Below are 21,478 nucleotides of genomic sequence, written 5' to 3' on the forward strand. Positions count from 1 at the left end.
CTCCTGGGAACCCGCCGCGCGCGTGGGGCGCACGTCTGGGCGTGTGTTACCCCCACACGCGGTAACCCGATCGCCCGGGGGCGCCGCCGCTGGGCGGGGTCCGTTCCGAGCCGTACTCTGAAAGGCACAGGTCGCCAACGGTGGTAGTCGTTCCCGGACGCATTCCCACCGCCGCCGCTCCTGTCACCGGGGCCGGACGGTCCGCCGCCGCGTCCTCCCGCGTAGGCCCGCTTCAGTCGAAGAGTTTTGAGCCATGGCCGGTCATGAGCCTTCCGCTTCTGCCCACGGAAGCCCGTACGACGGCAGGTCCGCCGCCGAGAGCTTCGGCGCTCCGCCGCTCGTCGATCCACCGCCCCGCCCCGACGTCCGGCGCCCTGTCGTCCGGTACCCCGTCCGACTCCGGCCCGGCCGGAGCCGCGAACCGGGCCGGAGCCATGAGCCCGGCCACCAGCCGGGGTGCGGCACCCCTGAGCGTGACACCCCCGGGGACGACACCCCCGGGACGGCGGCGGACGCCGCCCTCGGACCTCGACCCGGTACTGCGGAGGACGCGATGACCGACCGATCCCGTCCCACCGTCGGCCGCCGCGACGGCGAGGGCGAACCCCAGCTCCAGGAACACGGTTCACGTGCCTGCGACCCGCAGTTCCAGCACGGCGTGGTGGTCGGCTTCGACGGTTCGCTCTCCAGCGAGCGCGCCCTGGCCTACGCCGTCGGCATGGCCCGCCGCTCCCGCTGCGGCCTGGTGATCGTCCACGTCGCCAACCGGCTCCCCGCCACCGTCTGGGCCGGCTGCGAACCGCCCGTCTTCGTGGACCTCCCGGACCAGCGCACCGAGATCCTGGGCCTCGAACTCGCCTGCGCCGACTTCCTCTCCGGCGTCCCCTGGATCCTGGTCGAACGCGGTGGGGACATCTGCCACGAGATCGAGGAGGTCGGCCGCGAGTACGCCGCCGACGCGATCGTGGTCGGCAGCACCCACGGCCTGCTCGGCAAGATCTTCGGCTCGGTCTCCGGCCGGCTCGCCCGCCGCGCCAACCGCCCGGTGATCGTCATCCCCTGACCGGGCTGATCCGAGGCCGCCCGGGACAGCCCGGGGGGCCGGGGTAGTCCGATCTGGCCTGCCCCGGGACGTGTGCCTCCCCGTCCGGGCCCGAGCCAGGTCCGCGGTGACCTGGCGGTATGGGCCGATCGAGTCGTTCCCGGCCGCTCCGGTGCGCCGTACCGGTGGCAGATCGATTCTTTGATCGATCATGCCAAGGTGACCAATCGTCATATCGACGTACTGACCGCCGGGCGGCGCGTCGCAGCGGCCGCACTCCGCCGCCCCCTGCCCGTCGCGCTCGGGGTCGCGCTGCTGGCTCCAGCCGTCCTCGGCGCCTGGACGCCGGGACCGGGCACCACGAGGGGCGGTGAGGTGCGCAACGAGCTGCGGCTGAGCGTCAGCACCAACACCAGCGCCGACACCGCGGTACGGCTCCGCGCGGGGGAGCCGGCCACGCGCACGTACCACCTGAGCAACCACGCCGAGTACCCGCTCGGCGGCGTCCTGCTGAACGACCCTCAACTGCCCGGCGGACGGCTCTCCTGCGGCTCCGACCGGAGCATCCCGCCCGGCGGGGCCATCGACTGCACCGCCACCTTCACCGCCGCCCCCGGCCCGCAGTCCGCCCGGGTTTCGGCGGTCGCCGACGCGCCGAACCACCTGCCGCAGTCGCACGCCGACGCCCCCACCGGCTACCTGGGCATCACCGCGGGCATCCGGCTCGCCCGGGTGGGTGCACCCGCCGGCACGGGCCTGTCCCGCCGGTCCGCGCCCCGGGCGGTTCCGACCGGCGTCCCCGTGCCTTCCGAGCCCGCTGCTGCCCCTGGAACCCCCGGGATTCCCGGAGCCCCCGGGGCCGGGTTCGTAGCCGCATCCGCCCCTGAACCTGCGGCCGAGTCCGCCGTGGACGCACCCGCACGGTCGACGGTCCGGGCCTTGGCCGCCGTGGGCGGAACCGTTGAACTCCAGTACCGCCTGGAGGCGTTCGGCGATGTCCCGATCACCGCTGCCTCGATCACCGAAGGGCTGCCCGGTCTGGGTGCGGTGAACTGCGCGGGCCCCGACGGCGGGCACACCCTCACCCCCGGACAGGCCGTCGACTGCCACGCGACCGGCACCGCTCGCCCAGGACGCCAGACCGGTACGGCCCGCGCGGACGGCTTGGCCGACGACGCGACCGTCGGCCCGGACGGCAGCCGCCAGGGCCCCCGCCGGGTCTCCGCGGAGGCCGAGGGCGTCTACGACGGCCTGCAGCCGATTCCGCCCAGCCCGGAGCCGGCCGAACCCACGACCGCCGGAGCCGGCACCGGTTCGGGCACGGGCGCCGGTTCCACGTCCGGTTTCGCTCCCGGCTCCGGGCCTGGAGCCGGATCGGGAGCCGGAGCGGGACCGGGCAGCGCCACGGGTACTGGTACCGGGCCGGGGGCCGGTACCGGGCCGGGGACCGCCGGTGCGGCGGGCACCGGCGGTGCCGGCGGTGTGGGAGGTACCGGCGGCGCCGGTGGTGCCGGAGGTGTGGGCACGCCTCCGGGATTCTCGGGGGACGCCCTTCCCCCGGGGCTGTTCCCGGTGGCCGTCCCCGCCGGTTCCCAGCCGGCGGCCGCCGCGCTCGGACCGCAGCCCGGCAACGCGGCGCAGGCGCAGCCCGGCAACGCGGCGCAGGCGCAGCCCGTAGCTGGGGCCGCTGCCCTGGCGGGGCAGATGCTCGGGCCGTTCCTCCCCGGGCGGGCACCCGCACTGCTCCCGGGCGGAACCGCCGTCGCCCTGCCCGCCTCACCCTTCGCCGCCCCTGGTTCGGTGGGCCCGGCAACTCCGTTCGCCGGGAACCCCGGTGGTGCCGCTGCGGGCAGTCAGGGCACGGCCGGGCCCGCGCCCGGCTCCTCGTCCGGCTCCTCGCCCGGACCGGGACGGACGCCCGGCCAGGGAGCGAGCCCCACCGTGGGCTCGCAGCAGCCGGGGGCCGGCGCAGGCCGGTCTCCGGGCTCGCAGAAACAGGACCAGTACGCGACGGAGGACTGGCCCCCCGGCGAGGAGGACGACCCGTGGGACAGCGACGAAGTGATGATGCTCCTGCTGGCGATCCTCCTTCCGGTGCTGTGCGTGCTGGCGGCGGCGTTCACCGTCCGGAACCGGGGACGGCGTTGACGGTGGCGGCGGTGCCGAGGATGAGGACGGGGCGCGGCGTGCCCCGCCAGGGCCCCGGAGGAACGGCTGCCGTGTTCGCGGTCACGGCTGTGTTCGGCGGGGCACCTGCGGGCGTCAGTGGTCCGAGGGCCGTTGATGGTGCAACTGTTGTCGAGTCAAGGACCGAGTCGGAGCGTGCTCCAGTGATCGGCGGTCCGGCGGGAGCCCCGACCGGCTCGCCGGCCGCGCCGCAGCCGGGCAGCGCGACAGACAGCACGGGCAGCGCGGACGACACCATCGGCACGGGCCGCGCGGGTGCGGGCAGGGTAGGGCCGCGATGCTGACCGTCGTCCTGGCCGCCCTGTCGGGTGCGGTGCTGGCGCTGGTGATCGGCCTGCTGCTGGGACGGACCAAGCGGGCGCGCGAAGGGTCGACGACGCCGCAGGCGATGTCCTTCGCCGGGTCGGCGATCCTCGGCTTCTTCGCGCTCTTCCTGGGGTTCAGCATCGCCGGCACCTGGCAGCAGCTGAACTCGGCTCGCCAGCACACCTATGAGGAGTCGCGGGCCCTCACGGAGGCGTACTGGACCGCGGGCGGCCTGCCCAGCGCCGACCGGCCCGTGGTGCGGGAGCGGCTGCGGGCCTACACCAGGGTGGTGATCGACGAGGAGTGGGCCACCATGCAGCACGGCACCGGAAGCCAGGTCGCCTGGCAGGCGGTCGACCAGGTGCGGGCCGCCGTCGACCAGGCCGCGGTGCACAGCCAGGTCGAGGCGAGTGCTCGGACCGATGTGCTGCGGAGCCTTTCCGAGGTCAACGCCAAGCGGAACGCGCGGCTGGGTGATCTCCGTGCGTCGGTGCCCGTCCTGGCGATCGGCGGCCTGCTGGTGGGGGCGGTGTTCGTGTTGGCCACCCCCTCGGTGATCGGGCTGACGTCCAACCCGCGGAACCTGGTGCTGATGTGTTTCGTAGGCGCCTCCGTGGCGTTCGGGGTGAGCATGGTGGCGGTGATGAGCGGCCCGTTCTCCGGCGCGGTACGCGTCCAACCGGCGGCGTTCCAACTGGCGCTGGAGCGCTACGACCAGATCGACGGCGACGCGGGGGCGTCGGCCCCGCCCCTGTTCCGGCCCTGACCGGCGCGGTTCAGGAGGTCATGCCGAGCTCGCGGGCGATGAGCATCCGCTGGACCTCCGAGGTGCCCTCGCCGATCTCCAGGATCTTGCAGTCGCGCCAGAACCGGGCGACCGGGTACTCGTTCATGAATCCGTAGCCGCCGTGGATCTGGGTCGCTTCCCGGGCGTTGTCGACCGCGGCCTCGGAGGCGTACAGCTTGGCGATGGCTGCCTCCTTCTTGAAGGGCTCGGAGTGCAGCAGCCGGGAGGCGGCGTCCCGCCAGGCCAGGCGGGAGGTGTGTGCGCGCGTCTCCATGTCGGCGAGCTTGAACTGGATGACCTGGTTGGCGCCGATCGGCCGGCCGAAGGCGCGGCGCGTGGCGGCGTACGAGAGCGACTGGTCGACGCACCCCTGGGCCAGGCCGGTGGCCAGGGCCGCGATGGCGATGCGGCCCTCGTCGAGGATGCGCAGGAACTGGGCGTAACCGCGGCCTTGGCGTCCGAGGAGGTTGGCTGCGGGTACCCGGCAGTCGGTGAAGGACAGTTCGCGGGTGTCGGAGGCGTTCCACCCGACCTTCGAGTACTTCTTCGACACCTGGAACCCGGGAGTCCCAGTGGGAACGATGATGGACGAGATTTCCCTGGTGGGCGAGTGATTTGACGATCCATCACTCGAACGTGTGATCGGTTCGGTCAGTGCGGTGACGGTCACCAGCCCGGTGACGTCGGTGCCGGAGTTGGTGATGAAGCACTTGCTGCCGTTGATCACCCACTCGTCGGTGGCCTCGTCGTAGCGCGCGGTGGTCCGGGTCGCCCCGGCGTCCGTGCCGCCCTCGGGCTCGGTCAGGCCGAAGGCGCCGAGCATCTCGCCGGAGGTCAGCTTCGGCAGCCACTCGCGCTTCTGCTCCTCGGTGCCGAACAGGTGGATGGGCATCGCGCCGAGCGAGACCGCCGCCTCCAGGGTGATCGCCACCGAGGAGTCGACCCGGGCCAGCTCCTCCAGGGCCAGGCAGAGCGCGAAGTAGTCGCCCCCCATGCCGCCGTACTCCTCCGGGAAGGGCAGCCCGAACAGGCCCATCCGCCCCATCTCCCGGATGATTTCGTACGGGAATTCGTTCTGCTCGTAGTATTCGCCGATCTTCGGCGCAACCACGTCGTTGGCGAACTCCGCCACGGTGCGGCGGAGTTCCTCGTACTCATTGCTCAAGCGGTGGTCGAGCACGGCTGATCCTCCCGGGATCGCGGCCTGGTGGGCCTGGTGAGGGTGGGGAGTCGGGGTGTCGGGAATCAGGCCGTCGGCCCGAGCAGGGCGCGGACGGTCCTCGACGGGCTGGGGCGACCGAGGTGACGGGCCATCCAGCCGCTGGTCGCGGCGAGCGCGGCGAGGTCCACGCCGGTCTCCACGCCCAGGCCGTTCAGCATCCAGACGAGGTCCTCGGTGGCCAGGTTGCCCGTCGCGCTCTTGGCGTACGGGCAGCCGCCGAGGCCGCCGGCCGACGCGTCCACCACGGTCACGCCGGAGCGCAGAGCCGCCAGCGTGTTGGCGAGGGCCTGCCCGTAGGTGTCGTGGAAGTGCACCGCCAGCCGTTCGACCGGAGCACCGGAACGAGTGAACGCGTCGAGCAGCAAGTTGACGTGGCCGGGGGTGGCGACGCCGATCGTGTCGCCGAGGCTCAGCTCGGCGCAGCCCATCTCCAGCAGCGCCAGGCCGTGGCGGACCACCTGCTCGACCGGGACCGGGCCCTCCCAGGGATCCCCGAAGCACATCGACAGGTAGCCGCGGACCGGGACCCCGGCCGCCGTGGCGCGTTCGACCACCGGGCGGAACATCGCCATCGCCTCGTCCGCCGAGCGGTTGAGGTTGCGCCTGGCGAAGGTCTCGGTGGCGCTGGCGAACACCGCGACCTCGTTGGCGTGATGGGCCAGCGCCCGGTCCAACCCGCGCTCGTTGGGCACCAGTACGGGCAGCCGCAGACCCGGGTGGCGGCCGGGCAGGCCGGCCAGCCGAGGCATCAGCTCCTCGGCGTCCGCCAACTGCGGCACCCACTTGGGGTGGACGAAGCTGGTGGCCTCGACGGTGCGCAGTCCGGCGGCGGCGAGCCGGGCGACGAACTCGGCCTTCACCTCGACGGGGACGAGGGCGCTCTCGTTCTGCAGTCCGTCGCGCGCGCCGACCTCGTGGACGCGGACCCGGGCGGGCAGGGCGGGGTCACGCACCGGCTGGGGCAGGCCGAGGTCCAGGACGGTCGGCTCGGCCGCCGCGGAGGGCGTGGTCGGTTCGGGCGGAGTGGCGTTCACCGGACCGCCTCCGGGAAGAGCTCGGCGGGGACGGGCGGGGTCTCGGCCGCTTCGGCCGCCTCGACCGTCACCAGGGGGGCGTCCATCGCGACGGCCGCACCGGCGGACACCCGCAGGTCGCCGACGGTGCCGTCGTGCGGCGCGGAGATGACGTGCTCCATCTTCATGGCCTCCAGCACCAACAGGGCCTGGCCCCGGCGGACGTGCTCGCCGGGTTCGACCTTGACCACGGTGACGGTGCCGGGCATCGGTGCGGTGAGGGTGCCGTGGTGGACGGTGCCGGCCGCGGCGCGCTCCGCGATTGCATCGAACGGGTGAACGGGCCAGGCGTCCCCGTCGACGCCGAGCCAGCGGGTGACCCCGTCCGGAGTGTGCTCCGAAGCGACCGTGAAAGTGGCCTGCAGGCCGTCAACCGCAAGGCGCAGCAGGTTCCCGGAGCGGCTCGCGCGGGCCCTCCGGGCGGGGGCGCCGTCCAGCCGAACCTCCCAGTCGGGAGCGGTCGCGGCGGGAAAATCGATGGCGCCCTCGATTTCACCACTGGTAATCATTCGACAGCTCACGGTGACCGGTTCGCGGCCGGGCAGTCGGAGCCGGTGCGTGGTCCACGCGGCCTCGCCACCGAGCCGCCAGCCCGAAGGGAGGGAGAAGGGGTCGGTCCAGCCGTCGGAGGCGTCGGCGCGGCCGAGTTCGAGCTGCCGCAGCAGTGCGGCGGCGAAGTAGAGCAGGTCGATCGACTCGGGACGGGTGTACGGGGAGCTCAGCAGGGAGGCGTCCTGTTGAGCGCTGCGTTCCACCAGGCCGGTGTCGAGCAGGCCTGCCGTCACCTCGGGCTGCGCCAGCAGCCGGCGCAGGTAGCCGGTGTTGGTGGTGACGCCCAGGATGCGGGTCTCGGCGAGTGCGGCCCGCAGCCGACGGATCGCGGTCGGGCGGTCGGGCCCGTACGCGATCACCTTGGCGAGCATCGGGTCGTACAGGCTGCCGACCCGGTCGCCGGGTGCGATTCCGGAGTCCACCCGGACGCCCTCCCCGGAGGGCTCGTCCAGCAGCAGTACCTCGCCGCCGGTGGGCAGGAAGTCCCGTTCCGGGTCCTCGGCGCAGATCCGGGCCTCGATCGCGTGGCCCAGGAAGGAGACGTCCGACTGGGTGAACGGCAGTGCCTCGCCCGCGGCGACGCGCAACTGCCACTCGACCAGGTCCAGCCGCTGCGGGCCGTCGGGCCCGTCCACGGCGACGGCCAGTTCGGTGACGGGGTGTTCCACCTGGAGGCGGGTGTTCATCTCCATGAAGAAGAAGTCGAGCACGTCGTCCGCGTCCGGCCCCGCGGGGCTGCCGCCGGGGACGATGAACTCGACCGTGCCGGCACCGGTGTAGCCGCAGGCCTCGGCGGCGCGCACCGCGGCCGCGCCCATCGCGGCGCGGGTCCGAGGGTTCAACAGGACGGAAGGAGCCTCTTCGATGAGCTTCTGATGGCGGCGCTGCAGACTGCACTCGCGCTCGCCGAGGTGGACGGTCCGGCCGTGGGTGTCGGCCAGGACCTGGACCTCGATGTGCCGGGGCTGGTCGACCCAGCGCTCCAGCAACAGGGTGTCGTCGCCGAACGCGGTGCGGGCCACCCGCCGGGCCGCGGCGAGCTCGGCGGGCAGCTCGGCCGGGTCGCGGACCAGCCGCATGCCCTTGCCGCCGCCGCCGGCCGAGGGCTTGAGCAGCACCGGGTAGCCGATCCGGGCCGCCGCCTCGATCAGCTGCTCGTCGCTGGGCGAGCCGTCCTCGCTGCCGGGGACGACGGGCACCCCGGCGGCCCGGACGGCCTCCTTGGCGTTGATCTTGTCGCCCATCAGCTCCACCGCGCCCGGCGGCGGGCCGATGAAGACCAGCCCGGCCCGGGTGCAGGCCTCGGCGAACGCGGAGTTCTCGGCCAGGAACCCGTAGCCGGGGTGGACGGCCTGCGCACCGGTCCGGCGGGCGGCGTCCAGGATCAGGTCGGAGCGCAGGTACGTTTCGGCGGCCGAGCTGTCGCTCCGGTCGGCGGGCCCGAGCCGGACCGCGAGGTCGGCGGCCCGCACGTGCGGAGCGTCGGCGTCCGCGTCGCTGTGCACGGCGACCGACCGCACGCCCAGTCGCCGGAGGGTGCGGATCACCCGCAGCGCGATCTCGCCGCGGTTGGCGACGAGCACGGTGTCGAACATGAGAGGTGTTCCTCCGTCACGAAGGGAACGGTGGGCGGGTTGACGGTGTGTCACTGGCGGTGGCCGGGCCGGCCGGACGTCACATCCGGAAGACTCCGAACGGTCGCGGTTCGGCGAGCGGGGCATTGGCGCAGGCGGTGAGCGCCAGCCCGAGCACCGTGCGGGTCTGCAGCGGGTCGATCACGCCGTCGTCCCAGAGCCTGGCGGTGGCGTAGTACGCGTTGCCCTGGTGCTCGTACTGCTCGCGGACGGGGCGCTTGAACTCGTCCTCGTCCTCGGTGCTCCAGGGCTCACCCCGGGCCTCCAGCTGGTCGCGGCGGACGGTGGCCAGCACCGAGGCCGCCTGCTCCCCGCCCATCACGGAGATCTTCGCGTTCGGCCACATCCACAGGAAGCGAGGTGAGTAGGCCCGCCCGCACATCGAGTAGTTGCCCGCTCCGTACGAGCCGCCGATCACCACCGTCAGCTTGGGCACCCGGGTGCAGGCCACCGCGGTGACCATCTTGGCGCCGTGCTTGGCGATGCCGCCGGCCTCGTACTGGCGGCCCACCATGAACCCGGTGATGTTCTGCAGGAAGAGGAGGGGGATGCCGCGCTGGTCGCACAGCTCGACGAAGTGCGCGCCCTTGAGCGCGGACTCGGCGAACAGGACGCCGTTGTTGGCGACGATGCCGACCGGGTGGCCGTGGATCCGGGCGAAGCCGGTCACCAGGGTGGTGCCGTACTCGGCCTTGAACTCGGCGAACCGGCTGCCGTCCACCAGCCGGGCGATCACCTCGCGCACGTCGTAGGGGGTGCGCGGGTCCACCGGCACCACGCCGTACAGCCCGGCCGGGTCGACCGCGGGCGGCTCGACCGGGGCGAGCGGCCACGGCCTGGCGGCGCGCGGCCCGAGCCCGGCCACGATGGTGCGGACGATGGAGAGCGCGTGCGCGTCGTCCTCCGCGAGGTGGTCGGTCACGCCCGAGGTGCGGGAGTGGAGGTCGCCGCCGCCCAGCTCCTCGGCGGTCACCACCTCGCCGGTGGCGGCCTTCACCAGCGGGGGGCCGCCCAGGAAGATGGTGCCCTGGTTGCGGACGATCACCGCCTCGTCGCTCATCGCCGGGACGTACGCGCCGCCCGCGGTGCAGGAGCCCATCACCGCCGCGATCTGCGGGATCCCGGCGGCGGACAGGCGCGCCTGGTTGTAGAAGATCCGACCGAAGTGGTCGCGGTCGGGGAACACCTCGTCCTGCATCGGCAGGAACGCCCCGCCGGAGTCCACCAGGTAGACGCAGGGCAGCCGGTTCTCCAGGGCCACCTCCTGCGCGCGCAGGTGCTTCTTCACCGTCATCGGGTAGTACGTGCCGCCCTTGACCGTGGCGTCGTTCGCCACCACCAGGACCTCGCGCCCGGCGACCCGGCCGATGCCGGCGATCACCCCGGCGGCCGGGGCGGAGCCGCCGTACAGTCCGTCGGCGGCCAGCGGAGCCAGTTCGAGGAACGGCGAGCCGGGGTCCAGCAGGGTGTCCACCCGTTCCCGGGGGAGGAGCTTGCCGCGGGCGACGTGCTTGGCGCGCGCCCTCTCACCCCCGCCGAGCGCCGCCGCCGCGAGCTTGCCGCGCAGCTCGGCCACCAGCTCCCGGTGGGCCCGGGCGTTGGCCAGTCCGTCCGGGGAGGACGGGTCGGCCACGCCCTCCAGCCGGGGGGCCGGTGCGTCGGAGGCGCGGAACGGTGGAGCGTCCGGGGCCGCGTCCCGTGACGGGACGGTGGACCACGGAGAGGTCTGTGCCGAAGAGGGGACCATCCCAAGAGCTCCCTTGCCCTCGGATTCGGATCGGGGCAGGCCGAAGGGCGAGCCGGCGAGCCCGTGTTAATGAGCGTTAACTCTGTGGCCAGGTTAACCATCGATAACCCGACTGTCTACGATGGGCAGCATGCCCAACCGCGCCCCCGCCCCCGCGCTCCCACGCCGTGACCAGATCCGGAAAGAGGCCGCCAGGCTGTTCGCGGCCCGCGGGTTCCTGGGGGTCGGCGTCGACGAGATCGGCAAGGCGGTCGGCATCAGCGGCCCCGGCCTGTACCGCCACTTCGCGGGCAAGGACGCGATGCTCGCCGACCTCCTGGTCGGCATCAGCGAGCGCCTGCTGGAGGAGGGCCGCCGCCGCGAGGGCGAGGCCGCCGGGCCGCGCGCCGCACTGGACTCCCTGATCGACGGGCACATCGACTTCGCCCTGGACGACCGGGACTTGATCATCCTCCACGACCGCGAGCTGCTCCACCTCAAGGAGGCGGACCGCCGCCGGGTGCGCCGGCTCCAGCGTGGCTACGTCGAGCTGTGGGTCGCGGTGGTGCGCGAGGCGTTCCCGCCGCTGGCCGCGCCCGGGGCGGAACCGGTCGCCCGCGCCGCCGTGCACGCGGTGTTCGGCCTGCTCAACTCCACCCCGCACAGTGCCGCGCCGCAGCAGCCCCAGAGCGCCCCGGGCGCCCCGGCCGACGCGGGCTCCGAGCGACCCGGGCTGGCCCGCGGCAGCATGGCGGCCCTGCTGCGCGCACTGGCCCAGGGGGCGTTCGCGGCGGCCGCCGCCGAGGTGGAGCGGCCCCGCCCCGCCGCGTGACCTGCGGTGGCGGCGTCCGGCGACCGGCTGGGGTAAGGCCGGCTACACCCTCCGCCTAGGTCGATCGGCTGATCCAGGTCTAGCCGATCGCAGGAGGCGCACCACCGTGCGGCGCGGGCAACCTGTAGACGGGAAGGAAGCTCGACCCGAGGTCGTTCAGCCTCCCGTGCGCCATCAATCCCGATGGACGCCCAACCGGCCGAATGGTTAGCATCACTAAATATGCCCGAGACTCATGGTTTCCCAGAGCGAAGTTGGCTCCGCCGGCTCGGCGGCTACTGCTGGCGGTACCGTCGCAACCTGTTGCTGTCCTTCGGGGCGTCCCTGGTGGGCATGGCGGTCACCACGATCGTCCCGCTCATCACCAAGCTGATCATCGACGACGTGATCACCGAGCACAGCCGCCCGCTCACCCCGTGGGCGGTGCTGCTGCTGGTCGCGGCGGCGGTGGTGTTCCTCTGCACCCAAGTCCGGCGCTACTACGGCGGCCAGCTCGCGCTGGACGTCCAGCACGACATGCGCGCCGACCTGTTCCGATCTCTGACCAGGCTCGACGGCCACCGGCAGGACAGGCTGGACACCGGCCAGGTGGTCGGCCGGGCCACCTCCGACCTGCAACTGGTCAACGGCCTGCTGTCGATGCTGCCGATGATGACGGGCTACGCCCTGATGTTCGGCATGTCGCTGGTGGTCATGCTCTGGCTGTCCCCGCCGCTCACCCTGATCGCCCTGGTGATGGGCCCCGCCCTGTGGTGGCTCGCCACGCGCAGCCGCAAGCGCCTGTTCCCCGCCACCTGGGCCGCCCAGCAGCAGGCCGCCGAGGTCGCGGGAGTGGTGGACGCCGCGATCGGCGGCGTCCGGGTGGTCAAGGGCTTCGGCCAGGAAGCACAGGAGCGAGGCAAGCTGGAGCACGCCTCGCGCGAATTGTTCGCCGCCCGGCTGCGCTCGATCAAGCTGAACGCCCGCTACACCCCGGCGATGCAGGCCGTCCCCGCACTCGGGCAGGTCGCGGTGCTCGCCGTCGGCGGCTGGCTGGCCGTCCGGGGAGACGTCACGCTCGGCACCTTCGTCGCCTTCTCCACCTACCTGGCGCAGATGACCGGCCCGGTCCGGATGCTCGCCATGGTGATCACCGTCGGCCAGCAGGCCCGCGCCGGGGTCGAGCGCGTCATGCAGCTGATCGACCAGCGCCCGCTGGTCTCCGAGCCGGCCGACGCCCGTCCGCTCGACCCGGCCGCCGCACCGCCCGGCACCCCCGCGCTGGAGCTCGACCGGGTCGACTTCCACTACCGCGCCGAGGAGCACCCCGAGCCCGGCATCGCCCCCGACGGCGTCCCGGTGCTGGAGGGCCTCAGCCTGCGGCTCGCCCAGGGGGAGACGCTGGCCCTGGTCGGCGCGTCCGGCTCCGGCAAGTCCACCGTCGCCCAGCTCGTGCCCCGCTTCTACGACCCCACCTCCGGAACGGTCCGGCTGTTCGGGCAGGACATCCGCGAGGCCACCCTCGACTCGGTGCGCGCCGCCATCGGCATCGTGCCCGAGGAGAGCTTCCTGTTCTCCGAGAGCGTCCGCACGAACATCGCCTACGGGCACCCGGACGCCACCGACGAGCAGATCGAGGCCGCCGCCCGGATCGCCCAGGCCGACGGCTTCGTCCGGGAACTGCCTGACGGCTACGACACCAAGGTCGGCGAGCAGGGCCTCACCCTCTCCGGCGGCCAGCGCCAGCGCATCGCGCTCGCCCGGGCCGTCCTCACCGACCCGCGCATCCTGCTGCTCGACGACGCCACCTCCGCGGTGGACCCGCAGATCGAGGCGGAGATCCACGACGCGCTGCACAGCGTGATGGCCGGCCGCACCACCCTGCTGATCGCCCACCGCCGCTCCACCCTGCAGCTCGCCGACCGGATCGCCGTGCTGGACGCGGGCCGGCTGATCGACCTCGGCACGCACGAGGAGCTCACCGCCCGATGTCCGCGCTACCGGTCACTGATCACCGACCCGGACGCCCTGGCGGCCCCGGCCCCGGCCCAGGCCCCGACCGATGAGGAGGCGGCCGCCCCGGCCGCCGACACCGTCGTCGCCCCGGCCGCCGAGAAGCCGGGAGCGGACGCCGAACTGCTCGCCAAGGTCGCCGCCCTGCCGCCCGCGACCGACACGCCCGACATCCCGGTCGAACGCGCCGAGGCCGCCGACCCCCGGTTCAGCCTGGCCCGGCTGCTCGCCCCGTTCCGAGGCCCCCTGCTGCTCGCCCTCCTCCTGGTCGCGCTGGACACCGCCGCAGGGCTCACCCTGCCGGTCCTGATCCGGCACGGCATCGACGACGGCGTCAGCAAGGCGGCGCTCGGCGGCGTCGCGGTCGCCGCCCTGCTGGCGCTCGCCGTCGTCCTGCTCGACTGGCTGGTCCAGGCCACCGAGAGCAAGGTCTCCGGCCGCACCGGCGAACGCGTCCTCTACACGCTGCGACTGAAGATCTTCGCGCACCTCAACCGGCTCGGCCTCGACTACTACGAGCGGGAACTGACCGGCCGGATCATGACCCGGATGACCACCGACGTCGACTCCATCTCGTCGTTCCTGCAGACCGGCGTGGTCACCGCCGTGGTCAGCGTCCTCACCTTCTTCGGCATCTTCGTCGCACTGATCGTGATCGACCCCGGCCTCGCCCTGGTGGTCTTCGCGGTGCTCCCGCCGCTGATCATCGCCACGCTGGTGTTCCGCCGGAAGTCCGCCCGGCAGTACCAGGTCTCCCGGGACCTGATCAGCACCGTCAACGCGGACCTGCAGGAGAACGTCGCCGGCATGCGGATCGTCCAGGCCTTCCGCCGGCAGGACGCCAACACCGAGCGGTTCGTCGAGCGCGGCCTCGCCTACCGGCACGCCAGGGCCAAGGCGCAGTTCTACATCTCGCTGTACTTCCCGTTCGTGCAGTTCCTCTCCAGCGTCGCCTCCGCCCTGGTCCTGATCGCCGGAGTCTCCCGGGTCGACGACGGCACCCTCACCATCGGCGCCCTGGTCGCCTACCTGCTGTACATCGACCTGTTCTTCGCACCGGTCAACCAGCTCTCGCAGATCTTCGACGGTTACCAGCAGGCCGCCGTCGGCCTCGGCCGGATCCGCGACCTGATGCGCACCCCCACCAGCACCCCCCAGGCCGAGCACCCCGTCCCGGTCGGCACGCTGCGCGGCGAAGTCGACTTCCGGAACGTCAGCTTCGCCTACAACGGCGGCGGGGAGGGCAACCCCGACGTGCTCTCCGGCATCGACCTGCACATCCCACCCGGCCAGACCGTCGCCCTCGTCGGCGAGACCGGAGCGGGCAAGTCCACCCTGGTCAAGCTGGTCGCCCGGTTCTACGACGCCACCGGCGGCACCCTGCAGGTGGACGGCACCGACCTCACCCGCTACGACCTGGACGGGTACCGGCACCGGCTCGGCGTCGTCCCGCAGGAGGCGTACCTCTTCGCGGGGACGGTCCGGGACGCCATCGCCTACGGCCGTCCCGACGCGAGCGACGCCGAAGTAGAAGCGGCGGCCAAGGCGGTTGGCGCCCACGACATGATCACCCGGCTGACCGACGGGTACCGGCACCGGGTCGCACCCCGGGGCCGCAACCTCTCGGCCGGTCAGCGCCAGCTCATCGCGCTCGCCAGGGCAGAACTGGTCGACCCCGACATCCTGCTGCTCGACGAGGCCACCGCCGCGCTCGACCTCGCCACCGAGGCCGCCGTCAACCACGCCGCCGACCGGCTCAGCGGCGGACGCACCACCCTGGTCATCGCCCACCGGCTCACCACCGCCGAGCGGGCCGACCGGATCGTCGTCCTCGACCACGGCCGGGTAGTGGAGGACGGCACCCACGCCGAACTGCTCGACCGCGACGGCGCCTACGCCAAGCTGTGGAGCGCCTTCATCGCGGAAGGGCACCCGACACCGGCCCTGGGCTGAGCCGGGCCCGGCTGGGCCCGGCTGATCGGAGGGCTGGAGTCCGGTCAGCCGGGGAGTCCGGAGCCGGCCAGCCGGCCGCGTTCGGTCTTGGCGGCAAAGGCCGTTCGATCACAGCGCTGTCCCGGCCGGGACGCAACCGGACTGCTCACCGGTTGCGACTCGGCCACTGGCCACTGGCCACTGGCTACTGGCCACCGGCCACCAGCTCCGGCGGCACGCCCGGTACCCAGAACGGGCGACCGACGGAGGGGAAGGGAGTGCCCGTCCCGGCCGGCAGCCTCGGCTACCCGGGAAAGGGTGCGCCGCTCGCCGCCCTGCCGGCGGCCGGCGCCGGGCCGTTGGTCCGTCCGCCCGACCGGGCGGGCTCCGCCGTCCGGTCGCCCCGCGCCGTGATCGGCCGCCCCGCCAGGCACCGGACCACCGCCCGGTGTTCGGCCCGGAGGGCCGTCCCATCCGCCCGGACTACGCCTCCAGCAACGTCCGGAACAGTGCTTCTACGTCCACCCCGGAGGGCAGTTCGCTGACCTGGCCGTCCCCGACCTCCACCACCCGCCACCGCCCGGCGTCGGCCAGGCGGGCCAGGTCGGTGGTGACGAAGCGGCACCCCAAGCGCCGGACCAGCGGGCGCACCTCGGACAGGTCGGGGTCCACCCGGTTCGCCGGGCTGTCGGGGTGCGGGCCGACCAGTACCGGTTCGCCGTCCAGCCACCAGACCCTGGCCTCCTCGGCCCGCCCGTCCGCGGCCCGGACGAACGGCTCGAAGCGGCGCAGCACCAGCCCGCCCGCCAGGAACTCGCCCTGCAGCTCGGCGAAGCGCGACACCACCCGTTCCAGCGCGTCGAGGTCGGCCAGGTCCGGCACGTAGCAGGCCTCGACCCACTCGTGCTTGCGGGACTTCACGTAGTCCTTCACCACCGCCGGCCCCCGCCCGCCGAGTTCCGCGGCTGCCGCGGCCAGCGCACGCCGGTCCCAGCCCGTACCGGGCAGCCAGCTGCTGGCCGGCGTCACCGACTCGAACGTCCGGTACCAGCCGGGCAGTTCATGGGCGGTCGCGTACGCGTCCGGTCCGGCCAGCAGCGGTCGGCCGCGAGCCGCCAGGGCCTCGGCGAGCTCCGCGTACCGGGCGGTGGGGATCATCCAGCCCCGGTACCAGAGCGGGCCGGGCCCGGTCGGGATCCGGCGGACGGCGGACTCGACGTCCCCGGCGAGCAGTGCGTCGTGATCGAGCAGGGCGTGGCCGCCGCCCACCGCCCGGACCGCCCCCGCCTCCCAGGCGAAGTGCGGGTCCACCCGGCGGGGGAGGAGCGGGTCTGACGGAAGGATGACGGCGGCCTCGACCATGCGGCTCAGATTAGATCCACCGATCGGTGGAGAGCCCGGAAATCCCTTGCCCGCACCGGTGGATCCGCCCGAAAACCCGATCGACACCCTGTCGCGGACTCTGCCAGGGTGAACGTGTGCGATGGATCATGCGAGGTCGGAGGCCCGAAGTCGAGCGGCGTCCCCGCCGGGCGGCGCGGACGCTGGTGCTCTCACCGGAGGGCGAGGTGTTCCTGTTCCGTTCGGACAACTCCGAGGTCGGGGTCCACTGGAACGCTCCGGGCGGCGGCCTGGAAGCCGGTGAGTCCCCGATCGAGGGCGCCCTGCGGGAGCTGCACGAGGAGACCGGCTGGACCGACCTCCAACCGGGCCCGCTCGTCTGCACCTGGGAGCACGACTTCACCTGGCACGGCACCCCGGTCCGCCAGCACGAGCACATCTTCCTGACCCACGGCCCGCGGCGTGAGCCGGGAGACGTGGCAGCGGTCCACCTCGTCGACGGCATCCTCGGCTGGCGCTGGTGGACGCGGGCCGAGCTCGCCGCACCGGACGCCGACCCGACCTGGCCGCCGAACCTGTCCGCCCTGCTCGCCGGCCTCCGCGGCGCGCCGTCCGGCCCGATCGAACCGGTCCACCTCGGCTACGTGCCCAACACCGCACCTTCGAGAGGCGATTGACCCCCACCCGCCCATCCCTCAGACCACCGGACCGGCTCAGCGGACCGGACGCCGACCCCGCCGCCGTCCACGAGCCGTCGGCAGCTCGGCCCGCCAATCACGCAACCCCAACTCCCGGTCGTGCACCGCCTCCGGGTTGATCACCACCGACAGCAGGGCGGAGCGCAACTCCTCCTGTCCCAACCCGGTCGAACGCTGCAACTGCTCGGTGGGAACCGACACCGCTATGGCCGGCCGCCAGTCCGGCAGCACCACCTGGCAGGTGCCGGAACCGAACCGCAGCAGCTGCGCCGATACCCGGCGCTCCGGGGTCCGCCCGCCCGGACCGACACCCTCGGCCAACCCGGGCGACCCGCCGATCAGGACCCCCATCGGCACACCCGCCGGATCCACCGGCCCCGTCCCGCCTCCGCCTTCGGCCGCCTCCGCCCCCGCCCGGTGCCCGCCCGGTGCGGCGGCCACCGCCCGCACCTGGCTCAACCGCCGCGACGGCGCGGGCCGCCGCTGCGGACGCACCCGTCCCGCCGGCTCGCCGACACCCCAGACACCCGACGACCACTCGACCGCCCCGAGAACACCCGTACCCGCACTCGCACCCGCGTCCGCAGCAGTGCCAGCACCAGCCCCCGGCACCGGGATCTCGTCGCCGACCCTCCCCGGTGCGTCCGTGGCACTGCCGCCCGGGGCGCCGTCACCTGCCGAACCCGCTTCCACCGCAGGGAGGTTGGCGCCCGCGTGGGGTCGGTCCGACGCGTTCTGGTCGAGCGAGGTCATGACTGTGCCCCTCCGGATTCCGAGCTCGCCCGATCCTGCACCACCGGTGCGTGCCGGGCCAAGGGACGTACGCACGCAGTCGGTGGTTCCCTGCCGTGGGACAAACCCCTTGCGGGCCCGGAGCCCGGAGCCCCGAGCCCGGAGCCCGGAGCCCAGAGCCCGGAGTCAGGATCGACGGCATGTCTCTCACGTCATGCCCGTGCTGGTGGCCGTCCTAGGACGGCTCCCCACGCATGACTCCAGGGCCGTCCGCAAGGGCGGCCCCGGCGCGATCGTCTCGGACGGCCCCCAGGACGCGCACCCCGGTGGACGGCCGACGACCGCGACCGAGGAGCACCTCACCATGACCACCGTCGCCACCGAAGCCACCGGCTGTCCCGTCGACCGGCCCGCCGACCCCCCCAGCCGCCGAGAGCGCGAGCCCCCTGGTGGCCGCCACCGCCGTCGGACACCACCGCATCCTGACCGGCGACCGTCCCACCGGGCCGCTGCACCTCGGCCACTACTTCGGGACGCTCCGGAACCGCGTCGAACTCCATTCCCCGAGGCTTGAGTTGGTGATCGTGATCCCGGACTACCAGGCGACCACCGACCGGGACCGCGCCGACCGCCCCGCCGAGCACGCGGAGAACCTGGTCCTCGACTACCTGGCCGCAGGCGTCGACCCGGAGCGCGCCACGATCTTCACCCACAGCGCCGTTCCTGCCCTCAATCAGCCGGTGTTGCCCTTCCTCAGCCTGATCAGCGTCGCCGAACTCTCCCGCGACCCCACCGTCAAGGACGAGATCGCCCGCTCCCGGCAGTCCGCCGTCAGCGGGTTGATGTTCACCTACCCCGTCCACCAGGCCGCCGACATCCTGTCCCGCAAGGCCGACCTCGTTCCGGTCGGCCAGGACCAGCTACCGCACCTGGAAGTCACCCGCACCGTCACCCGCCGCTTCAACGACCGCTACACCCCCCCTCTTCTCCGACCCGCAGGCACTGCTCTCCCGCGCCCCCCTGCTGCTCGGCACCGACGCGGGCAAGATGAGCAAGAGCCGGGGCAACGCCATCGCCCTCGGCGTCGACGAGGACGAGACCGCCCGACTGCTCCGCGGCGCCGTCACCGACCCCGCCCGCCGCATCCGCCACGACTCCGAGAACCGCCCCGGCGTCTCCAGCCCTCTGCTGCTCACCGCGCTCCGCCAGGACCACGACCCGCACACCGTCGCCGAGGAGATCGGCGACGGCGGAGCCGCCCTCCTCAAGCGCACCGCCGCCGAGGCGGTCAACGTGTACCTCCGCCCACTGCGGGCCCGTGGCGCCGAACTCGCCGCCGACCGCAGCGCGCTGCGCGAAGTCCTGCACACCGGCAACGCCCGGCCAACGCCGTCGCCGACCGGACCCTCGGCGAAGTGCGCGCCGCCATGGGCACCTTCTGTGACACCGACCCGGGGCCACCGCCCCGGGGCACCCGCCCTGCGGCCCGAGGGATGCCCCAGCCCGACGGCGCGACCGCGCCCCCGCGGGGATGGGCCGCTCCCGGACGGGGGATACCGTCAGCAGACGGAAGAGCGGAGCAGCGCCCGGCCCCACCGTCCCGGCACGTCGGCCTCCGCCCCGTCACACCCCGTTCCGCCCCCGCTCAGCCCTCGCTCGCGCTCCCCGAAGGAGTATCGGATGTCCCTGCGCCCGCTCCGCCCCGGCGACCGGGTCGCCCTCGCCGCCACCAGCGGTGCCATCGACCCCGCCCGACTCGCCCTCGGCATCGACATCCTCCGCTCCTGGGGCCTGGACGTGACCGTCCTCCCGCACCTCCACGACACCCACCCCACGCTGCCGCACCTGGCCGGCACCGACGCCGACCGCGCCGCGGACCTGCAGGCCGCCTGGCTCGACCCCGGCATCGCCGCCGTCCTCTGTGCCCGCGGCGGCTTCGGCGCCCACCGGATGGTCGACCTCCTCGACTGGGACGCGATGCGCGCCGCCGAACCGAAACCGCTCGTCGGCTTCAGTGACGTCACCGTCCTGCACGAAGCCTTCGCCCAGCGGCTCGGCATCCCCACCTTCTACGGCCCGATGCCCGGAACCACCGTGTTCAGCACCGACCCCGCCACCGCCGAACACCTGCGCCGCACCCTCTTCGACCCCGCCGGCACCATCGTCCTCACCGGCCCCGACGCCACCGCCCTCGTCCCCGGGCGGGCACACGGCGTCCTGACGGGGGGCTGCGCCTCCCTGCTCGCGGCCGACCGCGGCACCCCCGGCGCGCGCCCGTCCTTCGCCGGCGGCCTGCTACTGCTGGAGGACGTCAACGAGCAGCCCTACCAGCTCGACCGGATCCTCACCCAGCTCCGCCGCAGCGGGGCCCTGGACGGAGTGGCCGGAGTGGTCCTCGGCTCCTGGGACGGCTGCGGTCCGCTCGACGGCGTGCGCGCCGTGATGCTCGACCACCTCGGCGGACTCGGCGTCCCCGTCCTGTGGGAACTCGGCTTCGGCCACTGCCCGTCCTCGATCACCGTCCCGCTCGGCGTCCCCGCCACCCTCGACGCCGACGCCGGCACGCTCACCCTGGACACACCTGTTCTCAGTGGTCCTACCGGCGCGTAGGGTGCGAGCCATGCACGTCGAAGGCACCCCTACCTCCACCACTCCCTCCGCCGAGCAGTCCGCCGCCGTCGCGGAACAGGTGGTGGCCCGAACCCTCGACCTGCTCCGGGGCACCGGGCGGACCGTCCTCGGCCTGACCGGACCGCCCGCCGCCGGCAAGTCCACCCTCGCGCGACTCCTCGCCGACGAGATCAACCGCCGCGAGGGCCCGGACACCGCCGCCCACCTCCCCCTCGACGGCTTCCACCTCTCCAACGTCCAGCTCGACCGTCTCGGCCTGCGCCCCCGCAAGGGCGCCCCCGAGACCTTCGACGCCCACGGCTACCTCGCCCTCCTCCAGCGCGTCGCCTCCGACCGCTTCCACGACATCTACGCCCCCGACTTCGACCGCACCCTCGACGAACCGGTCGCCGCCCGCCACCTCATCCGTCCCAGCACCCGGCTCGTCATCACCGAGGGCAACTACCTCGCCGCCCCCACCTCCCCGTGGACGGACGCCCGGGCCCTGCTGCGCGAACTCTGGTACGTCGAAGCGGACGAGAGCACCCGTGACGCCCGCCTGCTGGCCCGCCACACCGCCGGCGGCCAGGAGCAGGCGGCCGCCCGCCGACGCATCGACGGCAACGACCGCCCCAACGCCGCCTACGTGACGGCCACCCGCGCGGCCTGCGACCGGGTCGTCCACGCGGGCGAGTTTGCGTCCTTCGGCTGATCGGCGTAGTGTTGACTGGTCGCTCGGCAGGGAGCACCGGACACGCATCTGTGTGGACGGTCCCGGGGCGGCCAATCCCCTGAGAAACCAGTTCGATGAT

Annotated in this window: 14 protein-coding genes and 1 pseudogene; 9 read left to right on the top strand and 6 right to left on the bottom strand. The window is 73.5% G+C overall.

The genetic code is table 11. From position 1 onward, the window contains the following. The first annotated feature begins 553 nt into the window (after window positions 1–553). The 3 genes from OO48_RS28140 to OO48_RS28150 all read left to right on the top strand — a co-directional run bounded on the left by OO48_RS28140 (window position 554) and on the right by OO48_RS28150 (window position 4,301). Entirely contained in the window at window positions 554–1,063 is a 510-nt protein-coding gene (locus OO48_RS28140) for a universal stress protein (protein WP_033221270.1), read from the top strand. Between the two features lie 180 nt (window positions 1,064–1,243). Next, entirely contained in the window at window positions 1,244–3,190 is a 1,947-nt protein-coding gene (locus tag OO48_RS28145) for a hypothetical protein (protein ID WP_157845554.1), read from the top strand. 316 nt (window positions 3,191–3,506) lie between these two features. Next, window positions 3,507–4,301 (top strand): bestrophin-like domain, encoded by a 795-nt coding sequence (locus tag OO48_RS28150; protein ID WP_051732968.1) that lies wholly within the window; start codon window positions 3,507–3,509, stop codon window positions 4,299–4,301. A 10-nt stretch (window positions 4,302–4,311) separates the two neighbouring features. Here the strand turns inward: OO48_RS28150 and OO48_RS28155 are convergent, their stop codons facing one another. From OO48_RS28155 to OO48_RS28170, 4 genes are all read right to left on the bottom strand, one after another. Next, entirely contained in the window at window positions 4,312–5,502 is a 1,191-nt protein-coding gene (locus OO48_RS28155) for an acyl-CoA dehydrogenase family protein (RefSeq protein WP_033221274.1), read from the bottom strand. A 65-nt stretch (window positions 5,503–5,567) separates the two neighbouring features. Further along, entirely contained in the window at window positions 5,568–6,521 is a 954-nt protein-coding gene (locus tag OO48_RS28160; protein ID WP_033221292.1) for a hydroxymethylglutaryl-CoA lyase, read from the bottom strand. Between the two features lie 53 nt (window positions 6,522–6,574). Beyond that, window positions 6,575–8,764, bottom strand: a complete 2,190-nt coding sequence (locus OO48_RS28165) for an acetyl/propionyl/methylcrotonyl-CoA carboxylase subunit alpha (protein WP_033221276.1) — start codon at window positions 8,762–8,764, stop codon at window positions 6,575–6,577. A 79-nt stretch (window positions 8,765–8,843) separates the two neighbouring features. Then, the gene (locus tag OO48_RS28170; RefSeq protein WP_245194834.1) at window positions 8,844–10,550 is read right to left on the bottom strand and encodes a carboxyl transferase domain-containing protein; all 1,707 of its coding nucleotides are present in this window, start codon (window positions 10,548–10,550) and stop codon (window positions 8,844–8,846) included. Window positions 10,551–10,680: 130 nt separating this feature from the next. Between OO48_RS28170 and OO48_RS28175 the strand changes: the two genes are divergently transcribed. Together OO48_RS28175 and OO48_RS28180 are read left to right on the top strand one after the other, a co-directional pair. Next, window positions 10,681–11,361, top strand: coding sequence for a TetR/AcrR family transcriptional regulator (locus OO48_RS28175; RefSeq protein WP_033221296.1), 681 nt, complete (start codon window positions 10,681–10,683; stop codon window positions 11,359–11,361). A gap of 222 nt (window positions 11,362–11,583) precedes the next feature. Next, window positions 11,584–15,306, top strand: coding sequence for an ABC transporter ATP-binding protein (locus OO48_RS28180; RefSeq protein WP_033221278.1), 3,723 nt, complete (start codon window positions 11,584–11,586; stop codon window positions 15,304–15,306). A gap of 462 nt (window positions 15,307–15,768) precedes the next feature. On the opposite strand, the gene OO48_RS28185 is transcribed toward OO48_RS28180, so the two are convergent. Further along, a complete protein-coding gene (locus OO48_RS28185; RefSeq protein WP_033221280.1) occupies window positions 15,769–16,647 on the bottom strand; it encodes an ATP-grasp domain-containing protein in 879 nt (292 codons plus the stop codon). 128 nt (window positions 16,648–16,775) lie between these two features. Here OO48_RS28185 and OO48_RS28190 point away from each other — a divergent pair, with 128 nt between their 5' ends. Continuing rightward, window positions 16,776–17,303 carry an NUDIX hydrolase gene (locus OO48_RS28190; protein ID WP_033221282.1) on the top strand — a complete coding sequence of 176 codons (528 nt, stop codon included), beginning with the start codon at window positions 16,776–16,778 and terminating at the stop codon, window positions 17,301–17,303. A 36-nt stretch (window positions 17,304–17,339) separates the two neighbouring features. On the opposite strand, the gene OO48_RS38610 is transcribed toward OO48_RS28190, so the two are convergent. Beyond that, window positions 17,340–18,077, bottom strand: coding sequence for a hypothetical protein (locus OO48_RS38610; RefSeq protein ID WP_157845555.1), 738 nt, complete (start codon window positions 18,075–18,077; stop codon window positions 17,340–17,342). Between the two features lie 425 nt (window positions 18,078–18,502). Between OO48_RS38610 and trpS the strand changes: the two are divergent. The 3 genes and pseudogenes from trpS to OO48_RS28210 form a co-directional block, all read left to right on the top strand. Further along, a pseudogene (trpS, locus tag OO48_RS36760) lies at window positions 18,503–19,495 on the top strand (tryptophan--tRNA ligase); the annotation flags it as partial. A 241-nt stretch (window positions 19,496–19,736) separates the two neighbouring features. After that, window positions 19,737–20,666 (top strand): S66 peptidase family protein, encoded by a 930-nt coding sequence (locus OO48_RS28205; RefSeq protein WP_033221288.1) that lies wholly within the window; start codon window positions 19,737–19,739, stop codon window positions 20,664–20,666. A 10-nt stretch (window positions 20,667–20,676) separates the two neighbouring features. Further along, a complete protein-coding gene (locus OO48_RS28210; RefSeq protein ID WP_051732970.1) occupies window positions 20,677–21,378 on the top strand; it encodes a nucleoside/nucleotide kinase family protein in 702 nt (233 codons plus the stop codon). Window positions 21,379–21,478 lie beyond the last annotated feature (100 nt).

This window comes from Kitasatospora phosalacinea (assembly GCF_000716545.1).
Taxonomy (GTDB): Bacteria; Actinomycetota; Actinomycetes; order Streptomycetales; family Streptomycetaceae; genus Kitasatospora; species Kitasatospora phosalacinea.

Excerpts from the sequence above, each read along its gene's own strand:
- OO48_RS28140 (WP_033221270.1), top strand. The coding sequence starts at position 554 with ATGACCGACCGATCCCGTCCCACCGTCGGCCGCCGCGACGGCGAGGGC.
- OO48_RS28150 (WP_051732968.1), top strand. The coding sequence starts at position 3,507 with ATGCTGACCGTCGTCCTGGCCGCCCTGTCGGGTGCGGTGCTGGCGCTG.
- OO48_RS28165 (WP_033221276.1), bottom strand. The coding sequence starts at position 8,764 with ATGTTCGACACCGTGCTCGTCGCCAACCGCGGCGAGATCGCGCTGCGG.
- OO48_RS28170 (WP_245194834.1), bottom strand. The coding sequence starts at position 10,550 with ATGGTCCCCTCTTCGGCACAGACCTCTCCGTGGTCCACCGTCCCGTCA.
- OO48_RS28175 (WP_033221296.1), top strand. The coding sequence starts at position 10,681 with ATGCCCAACCGCGCCCCCGCCCCCGCGCTCCCACGCCGTGACCAGATC.
- OO48_RS28180 (WP_033221278.1), top strand. The coding sequence starts at position 11,584 with ATGCCCGAGACTCATGGTTTCCCAGAGCGAAGTTGGCTCCGCCGGCTC.
- OO48_RS28185 (WP_033221280.1), bottom strand. The coding sequence starts at position 16,647 with ATGGTCGAGGCCGCCGTCATCCTTCCGTCAGACCCGCTCCTCCCCCGC.
- OO48_RS28190 (WP_033221282.1), top strand. The coding sequence starts at position 16,776 with ATGCGAGGTCGGAGGCCCGAAGTCGAGCGGCGTCCCCGCCGGGCGGCG.
- OO48_RS38610 (WP_157845555.1), bottom strand. The coding sequence starts at position 18,077 with ATGACCTCGCTCGACCAGAACGCGTCGGACCGACCCCACGCGGGCGCC.
- OO48_RS28205 (WP_033221288.1), top strand. The coding sequence starts at position 19,737 with ATGTCCCTGCGCCCGCTCCGCCCCGGCGACCGGGTCGCCCTCGCCGCC.
- OO48_RS28210 (WP_051732970.1), top strand. The coding sequence starts at position 20,677 with ATGCACGTCGAAGGCACCCCTACCTCCACCACTCCCTCCGCCGAGCAG.